This is a genomic window from Rhodospirillaceae bacterium, assembly GCA_018662005.1.
Lineage (GTDB): Bacteria > Pseudomonadota > Alphaproteobacteria > Rhodospirillales > JABHCV01 > JACNJU01.
The window spans coordinates 1-6,840 of sequence record JABJHA010000049.1; the positions used below are offsets into that span (position 1 = coordinate 1).

Genomic DNA, 6,840 nt, shown 5'->3' on the forward strand with positions numbered 1-6,840 from the left:
CGGGTCAACAGCTTCATTTCGGAAGGGGCGCAGAAGCTGGGAATTTTGGCGGCAACCACCTTGTTGAGAGACAGTTGTCGATAGAATAATGGCGGAGAGGCAGGGATTCGAACCCTGGGTACTGTTACCAGCACAACGGTTTTCGAGACCGCCCCGTTCGACCACTCCGGCACCTCTCCGCTATTGATATTGCTGGATTTTTTGAGCCCGCAACAAAATCTGCCACCGGCATTGCCACCGGCGCTGGTCAAGTGGCGCTTTTTAACGCGCTTCGGAGCCGGTTGTCCACCCTTTCCGCCGCTTCTGTTTGACGATGATGACGGCCCAAAACAAGACGAGACCGATAAAGATTGATGCGTTTTTTATTTTCAACCGGAAAGCCCCGCAGGTATCTGACGGGGCTTTCAATGAGTGGCGTTCTTGACGCCGCCCGATGATGATGATCGGGCTTTTGGGTTGTCGCTTGATATGTCTTCTTTAAATTTTGGTGGCCTCAGTTTTTTAACCTCCGTGCCTTGTTTATCTTGGGTCCAAGTGTAACCCTATGGCAGACTCACACCTTGACATTGATCATGGCTCATATGATCAATTGGTGTGAATATTACGGGATCAGATTTAACCCTAACATGATATATCGTTATGCAGACCCTGTGGCCCGCCATTGAACGTATTATCGTGGCCGAGCAGCTGCGCCGGTTTTCCGATATCTCGCGGGCAAAAAACCAAATTGAAAAAGAAGATGCCTCGTTAAGACAACGCATCTATCTGGAACAGGAAAAAAGAAAATTTATCAAATCTGAATATCTGGAAAAGGATTTTGATAATCTGGAATTGCAAATTCTGGAAGCCGCCAGACAGGGAAAATACGAGGTTGAAGTGATGAAATTTCACGCATCCTTTTGCACTGACGGCGGCAGGGCTATCAATAATAGCGACAAAGACTGGACTGCCACATTGCAAGGAAAGGCGAGGAGTTTTTATGTAATCTGGAAGCATCACGGTCAGCCAAACGGTTACCGCCTGAAAGCAAAAATTTCCAGTTTTCCCGGCGGCCTTCCCGGTGACATAAGTCTTTCTATTGATTGGTCCTAGAGCTCGCTCTACAAATATTGAAGCCATCGGTCTGAACAAGGCGCATATGAAAACCGTGCCGGTGCTGATACTGGCCGTTTTGGCCGGGGCTTTCCTTTTGCCTTGGCCCGAATGGTTTCATCGGCAATTTGATACCGGTAATGCTGGGAAACATTGTCGGCGGCGGCGTCTTTGTCGCCCTTTGTTATTATTTTGTTTATCCGCACGACAAGAAGTCATCACCAGGATTTACTTTGATCGTGCCGAGCCCCGTTTGGCAGCGGAAAAGTTTCCGGCCCCGGCGCTGACGCTTGGGCCCTTTATGGAAAGAGCACCCGGATCAAATTTACCCGGCCGGAATTTTTGCGTCTCTTGATCGGCATTATCGACACGCTTTCTGGTTTTCTGGGCCGCTTTCGCCTTTGCCCGCTGGCGGGCTTTTGCTTTGGTCATATCTTATTGGCCTTTTTTAAAGATGTTCTTTTAACCTGGGCATCAGCTCGACAAAATTGCACGGCTTGAAGCGGGCATCAAGCTGATGGACAAGAATTTCATCCCAGGCATCCTTGCACGCCCCCGGTGAGCCCGGCAGGGCAAACAGGTAAGTCCCCCCGGCGACCCCGGCGGTGGCGCGGGACTGGATCGTAGAGGTGGCGATCTTCTGATAACTGACCCAGCGGAATAATTCACCGAAACCCGGAATTTCCTTCTCGTACACTTGTGCGAAGGCTTCGGGTGTGATGTCCCGGCCGGTAACACCCGTACCGCCGGTGGCAATGACCACATCAACGCTCTCATCGGCAATCCAGACGCCCAACTTGGCAACGATCAAATCGACTTCATCTTTGACAATATCACGCGCAGCTACGGTGTGACCGGCGGCTTCGATTCGCTGGACAAGGGTCATGCCGGACTTGTCGTCTTCCAGTGTGCGCGAGTCCGATACTGTCAGAACCGCTATGTTAACTGACAAGAAATCCCGTTCACCTTCGATTTTGGACATAATGCTTAGTTACCTGCCAACAGGGTCGGTTGGTTATCAAGGGCCTTGTAAACAGGCCAGTCGCCAGCGGCAATGGCTTCCAACGACGGCGTCGGCTGACCCAGACGATCCCGGTAAATCCACAGATTGGTCAGCACCCGTTCAATGAAAATGCGGGTCTCGCGCGATGGAATGCTTTCGATAAAGAACAGCGGATCATCCATGTGGTTGGTTTTGCGCCGCCATTTGTTCAAGTTTCCCGGGCCGCCGTTCCAGGCCGTCGCCATCAGGAACAGGTCACCGTTGATCTTTTTATTACCCAACAGCATCTCGATATATTTCTGACCCAGCTTTATATTGATTTCAGGCTTGAACAACTTTCGACGGGTCGAATCATGGCGATGGAAGCGTCGGTCACGGGCGACAAAACTTGCGGTGCGTGGCATTAATTGCATCAGGCCGCGCGCCCCGGCCCAGCTTTTCGCCTTCGGATTAAACTTCGATTCCTGACGGATCAGGGCGAAAATCAAGGCCTTGTCGACACTGTAGCCGCCTTCGGGTTGCCATGTCGGCAATGGATAGGCGGCCCCGTCGAAACCACCACCACCGGGATAAAGCGTGTTGTTAAGACGGACCGCAAGGCCCGGCATATTAGCGCGTGCCGACAGCGCCAGAATCCCCTTGGCGACATCAGGGGCTGAACGCCCGGCCAAGCTCCGAAGATCGCGTTCGGCGCGTCGGCTCTCGCCAACTTGCAGCAACCCCAGGGCACGCCTTCCCGCAGGAACCGTGACAAAAGATTCAAGAGCCGATTTTTCCAAATCCGGCGTCTGCCAGCTAAAGGTACTTGGAAGGCCGAGCATCTTACGACCGAGAAAACCATAGAAGGTGCGCGGATAGGCCGCCGCCCGACCAAGCAGGGCATTGACCCGCTTGGGTTCGCCGCCGACCAGATAGGCCCGGGCCGCCCAAAATGCTGCCGCCGAGGTCATCCAGCCCGATGTTTTAGTGGCCATGGAGGCGGCCTCGAAATAACCAGCTGCCTGCCCGCGACGGCCAAGACGCCACGATGCCAGTCCCGCCGTCCAGTTGGCTTCCGGCAGAAAACGCCCGGAACGGCTGGCCGCTTCCCCGGCCCACTTGATCGCCCATTCATCACGCCCGGCGGCAAAATATCCGGCACCAAGACGGGCCTTGGCTTCGTCCATGTCGAAATCGGAAAACAACCTTTTGACGTCCTTGGTGGCGATCAGGCGCTTGACCGCCTTGGTCCAGCCCTTGCGCAGGTTGTGTCGGATCTGGCGTTTATAGGCGCTGACCTGACGGCGCTGGGCGCGCGAAAGTTTTTTCCTCGCCGGTTGCTCGCCCCTGACCGTTTCTGCGCTGCCGCCAAGATAACCCGGGACCGGGCGTTTGGGTGCGCGCCAGTTGGCGGGTTTGCGCCTGAGCGCCAGCTTGTAAAGGCGGCGCGCGTCGGGATGGTCGGCATAGGACGCCATCCAATCTTTCAACTCCTTGTATTTGGAGCGATATTTTGTCGGATGCAAATAACGCTGGGCCAGCACATGACCAAGAAGCATCCGGTCATCCAGTTGCTTTATCAGCTTGTCGGCCTTTTTCCAGTGGCCATCTTCCTGAAGCTCGAAAATGCGTTGATAGCGCTCAACATCTTCAAAATTCAAGGGTTCGGGAATGTCGAGATCAATAGCGGCAGCCTGTAAAGGGGCTATGGTCAGGGCGAACAAAAAGGCCAGCACAAAAAAAGGCACCGTCCGGATCGGTAATCGCCAGCCACATTGAATAGTCAAATGATCGATAACCCCGTCAAACCGCCAGAATCTGTCTGCACCCTTATAAAGCATTGCGGAATCGCGGGCAACCGGGGCTTAAAGGGGAGTCTTCAACAGTTGCCCTTTGCCTGTAATGGAATCGTTAATTCCGGCCAGGCGCAGCATATGCCAGGCGAGGGCCTGATTGCTGGAAATCACCGGTTTAGAGAGCCGTTTTTCAGCTTCTTCGATAATACTACCAACCCGTAAATTGGTGCAGGAAACAAAAACCCCGTCACAATCCTGCCCCGCCCCGACATCGACAATCCCGTCGAGCACGGACTGTGGGGTAATACGGGTGACGACTTTCTCCTCGATTTGCTCAAAAGACGATAAACCGGAAATTTCAAACCCGGCCTTCTCAAGATTATCGCGAAGCGCCAATGAAACATCAGCGACATATGGGGTGACGAAGCCAAGACGCTTCACGCCAAGGGCGGCAAGGGCCGCCTTGGCGGCGCTGATCGGGTTGGTCGTCGCGACACCGGGACGGGCGCTGGTGATCGCCTTGGCGACCGCCTCCTCGCCAATCACCGCAGAACCAGAGGTACACGCATAACCGATCACGCAAAGCGGTGCATTTGACGGCAGAAGATCAACCGCACGCGGGATTTCAGCTTCCATGCGGGCCAGGGTTTGCTGGGTAACCTCTTCACCACTGGGCACCCGGCTGTGGTACAGGCAAACATCATCAAGATCGATCATCCATTTGAATTCAGACTCAATGGTTTCATCGGTTTGCAGGACAATCAACCCCAGCGCCGCCCGCGAACTCAAACCATCATCAATCTCAAAAGAAAGCGCCATCAGCCGATCACCGGAAGTTCGGGCGCGGCCCGTCTGCTTAAAAGTTCAGGGCCGTCTTCACGAACCACCAGATTTTCTTCATGCACCATGACCTTACCCGGTGCGAAGGTCATGCCCGGCTCCAGGGTAATCACCATTCCAACCTCAAGTACCGTCTTGTCCGCAGGCGTATGGGACGGCCATTCGGTCAACTGCATCCCCAAACCGTGACCTAATCGCCCGACCGTGTTGCCAAGGGCGCCAGCCTCGCTCATCACATTCTGCATGGCTTCATACACTTCCGCACAGGTCACACCGGGACGCACAACCTGTAATCCCGCCTCCGTCGCCTGGTAGACGGACTGGTAAGCTCGCCGGGCCGCATCCTCAACATCGGTAAAGCCGAAATTTCGATCGAAATCGCAAAAATAGCCATCAAACGTGCAGCCCGTATCAAGGATCAAAACATCACCGTCCACAAGAACCCGCCCGGATGGCGGCGAGATAATATCGTCATAACCACCGACGCCCGCACCACCGACAAGATAGGAGACATCATCAACCCCCTTCTTCAAACATTCAATCTTGAAGGCGCGGAAAACATCGCTGTCGCTTTGACCGATATGAAACAACGTGTGAGCCTGATCGAAGGCGTTTGAGACCAGCTGGCAGGCATGGGCGATTTTGGCGATTTCCGCCTCTGACTTGACCATGCGCAAGCTGCGAACAATGGCTGTGGCGTCACTGAAATCCACTTCGCCAAGACGTTCGCGCAGACGTTCGTAATCAGCCAACGGCATCCGTAAATGGGTTTCGTGACCCATGGGAAGACCGACCTTGCCGCCCCGCGGGGTAACCTCACGCAGGGTTTCGGCAAGAAGCGAAACACCATCGTCTTGCATGTCTGGCGAGGCCCAGGTGCGGATATCATCAATCCAGGTGCGACCCATGCAGGCCGCGCCAATTTCCGGAATCACGGCAATCGGTTTTGCCCCCTTAGGGACAATCACGAACCACGGCCGGGTCGGACTTTGCCAGAACTGGGTCAGGAAACCGGTGAAGTAGCGTACTTCCGGCTCACTGCACAGCAACAGCGCGTCAAGACCCGCTTGCGCCATCATGGCTTGCGCGCGAGCCAACCTGTTTTCAAATTCAGATACCGGAAAGCCGCGTGGTGGCGGGGTTGGGTGTGTGATCATCTGAACTAGAAATCCTTTTATCATCGGACTGTCAAGATTGATCACAACAGCCAATAAAAAGTCCCCTTTTCAGGGAGCCTTTTTGTTGGCTGGGTTTAGCAATATCTTTGAAATCATAGACTGGTTTTGCGCCTTGAAACTTTTGCGTTCTCTATTTCCATCGTTATAGGCAAAATTGCGCAAATCAGGGTTGAACCAGTGATGCAGCATTATATGTACCCGAAGTAGAGCCAAATGTTTCCAGCGTTCCAATTTGAACCGAAGCTTGAGGAAGGTCCGAACACCGTTTAGCCGCTATATCAAGCATGTCTTGACTGGGGTCCAATCCAATTGCCTTTCCTTTCGGTCCAACAGCAATTGCAATTTCACGCAATGACAAGCCAGTGCCACAGCCAATATTAATGACCCTATCTCCGGCGTTAATGGCCATTGCATGTAGGGTCCTTAGTCGTTGTTTCACGACCTCAGGTGATTGATAGGCTAAATCGGAGCTTTGAGCTTCACTGACGTTGAAATCAACCATTACACCTTCCCGTACGTTCTGGTTAATTTAGAACATAAAACGCAAAAACACGTTCACTGATTAACTTAATGAAGGTTTCTTCCGCTTTTGGCTAGTAGCGGAAGTTCCAGCTGTTGGCTGATAATGTCTGCTTTCCAACGCTTAACGGACATTGATCGTTATGACGTCTTTTTTGAATGGGGGGCGCGGACAATTATCAGGTTGGACCCGCCTCCCGATCTGAAAGCAAATCAACAGCATTTTGGTAGATAAAAAAACAGCTGTCGGTTTCATTTAAGAATGAGAAGATAGAAGAAATTGGAGCTTAGAATGGTAATGCTCCCAATTTTTAGCGGTACAAATGAGTAGAATTTTCTCGTAATGTTTTTTGAGGAGATTCAACATGAAACAATCACGTTATTCTGACAGCCAGATCATCGCTATTTTGAAGCAGGCTGAGGCCGGTTCAAC

General features: G+C 52.9%; 8 protein-coding genes and 1 tRNA gene. 2 read left to right on the plus strand and 7 right to left on the minus strand.

The window, feature by feature from the left end; genetic code table 11:
- Positions 1-89: 89 nt before the first annotated feature.
- A tRNA-Ser gene (locus tag HOL66_16625) sits at positions 90-179 on the minus strand.
- A gap of 22 nt (positions 180-201) precedes the next feature.
- Here HOL66_16625 and HOL66_16630 point away from each other — a divergent pair.
- Both HOL66_16630 and HOL66_16635 read left to right on the plus strand, forming a co-directional pair.
- Positions 202-354: a hypothetical protein gene (locus HOL66_16630; protein MBT5245858.1), complete on the plus strand. Its 153-nt coding sequence runs from the start codon at positions 202-204 to the stop codon at positions 352-354.
- Between the two features lie 285 nt (positions 355-639).
- Positions 640-1,092: a hypothetical protein gene (locus HOL66_16635; GenBank protein MBT5245859.1), complete on the plus strand. Its 453-nt coding sequence runs from the start codon at positions 640-642 to the stop codon at positions 1,090-1,092.
- A 228-nt stretch (positions 1,093-1,320) separates the two neighbouring features.
- Here HOL66_16635 and HOL66_16640 read toward each other — a convergent pair whose 3' ends face one another.
- The 6 genes from HOL66_16640 to HOL66_16665 all read right to left on the minus strand — a co-directional run bounded on the left by HOL66_16640 (position 1,321) and on the right by HOL66_16665 (position 6,390).
- Positions 1,321-1,524, minus strand: coding sequence for a hypothetical protein (locus HOL66_16640; protein ID MBT5245860.1), 204 nt, complete (start codon positions 1,522-1,524; stop codon positions 1,321-1,323).
- A 16-nt stretch (positions 1,525-1,540) separates the two neighbouring features.
- On the minus strand, positions 1,541-2,074 hold the full coding sequence (gene moaB / locus HOL66_16645; GenBank protein ID MBT5245861.1) for a molybdenum cofactor biosynthesis protein B: 534 nt from the start codon (positions 2,072-2,074) through the stop codon (positions 1,541-1,543).
- A gap of 5 nt (positions 2,075-2,079) precedes the next feature.
- Positions 2,080-3,915 carry a lytic transglycosylase domain-containing protein gene (locus tag HOL66_16650; GenBank protein MBT5245862.1) on the minus strand — a complete coding sequence of 612 codons (1,836 nt, stop codon included), beginning with the start codon at positions 3,913-3,915 and terminating at the stop codon, positions 2,080-2,082.
- Positions 3,916-3,939: 24 nt separating this feature from the next.
- Positions 3,940-4,689, minus strand: a complete 750-nt coding sequence (locus HOL66_16655) for an Asp/Glu racemase (GenBank protein ID MBT5245863.1) — start codon at positions 4,687-4,689, stop codon at positions 3,940-3,942.
- Positions 4,689-5,867 carry an aminopeptidase P family protein gene (locus HOL66_16660; protein MBT5245864.1) on the minus strand — a complete coding sequence of 393 codons (1,179 nt, stop codon included), beginning with the start codon at positions 5,865-5,867 and terminating at the stop codon, positions 4,689-4,691. The genes HOL66_16655 and HOL66_16660 overlap by 1 nt, the downstream gene beginning before the upstream one ends.
- A gap of 184 nt (positions 5,868-6,051) precedes the next feature.
- On the minus strand, positions 6,052-6,390 hold the full coding sequence (locus HOL66_16665; GenBank protein MBT5245865.1) for a methyltransferase domain-containing protein: 339 nt from the start codon (positions 6,388-6,390) through the stop codon (positions 6,052-6,054).
- Positions 6,391-6,840: the final 450 nt, after the last annotated feature.

What these genes read in the sequence shown, in the direction of transcription:
- HOL66_16635 (MBT5245859.1), top strand. Translation starts at nt 640, where the DNA reads ATGCAGACCCTGTGGCCCGCCATTGAACGTATTATCGTGGCCGAGCAG.
- HOL66_16640 (MBT5245860.1), bottom strand. Translation starts at nt 1,524, where the DNA reads ATGACCAAAGCAAAAGCCCGCCAGCGGGCAAAGGCGAAAGCGGCCCAG.
- moaB (MBT5245861.1), bottom strand. Translation starts at nt 2,074, where the DNA reads ATGTCCAAAATCGAAGGTGAACGGGATTTCTTGTCAGTTAACATAGCG.
- HOL66_16650 (MBT5245862.1), bottom strand. Translation starts at nt 3,915, where the DNA reads ATGCTTTATAAGGGTGCAGACAGATTCTGGCGGTTTGACGGGGTTATC.
- HOL66_16655 (MBT5245863.1), bottom strand. Translation starts at nt 4,689, where the DNA reads ATGGCGCTTTCTTTTGAGATTGATGATGGTTTGAGTTCGCGGGCGGCG.
- HOL66_16660 (MBT5245864.1), bottom strand. Translation starts at nt 5,867, where the DNA reads ATGATCACACACCCAACCCCGCCACCACGCGGCTTTCCGGTATCTGAA.
- HOL66_16665 (MBT5245865.1), bottom strand. Translation starts at nt 6,390, where the DNA reads ATGGTTGATTTCAACGTCAGTGAAGCTCAAAGCTCCGATTTAGCCTAT.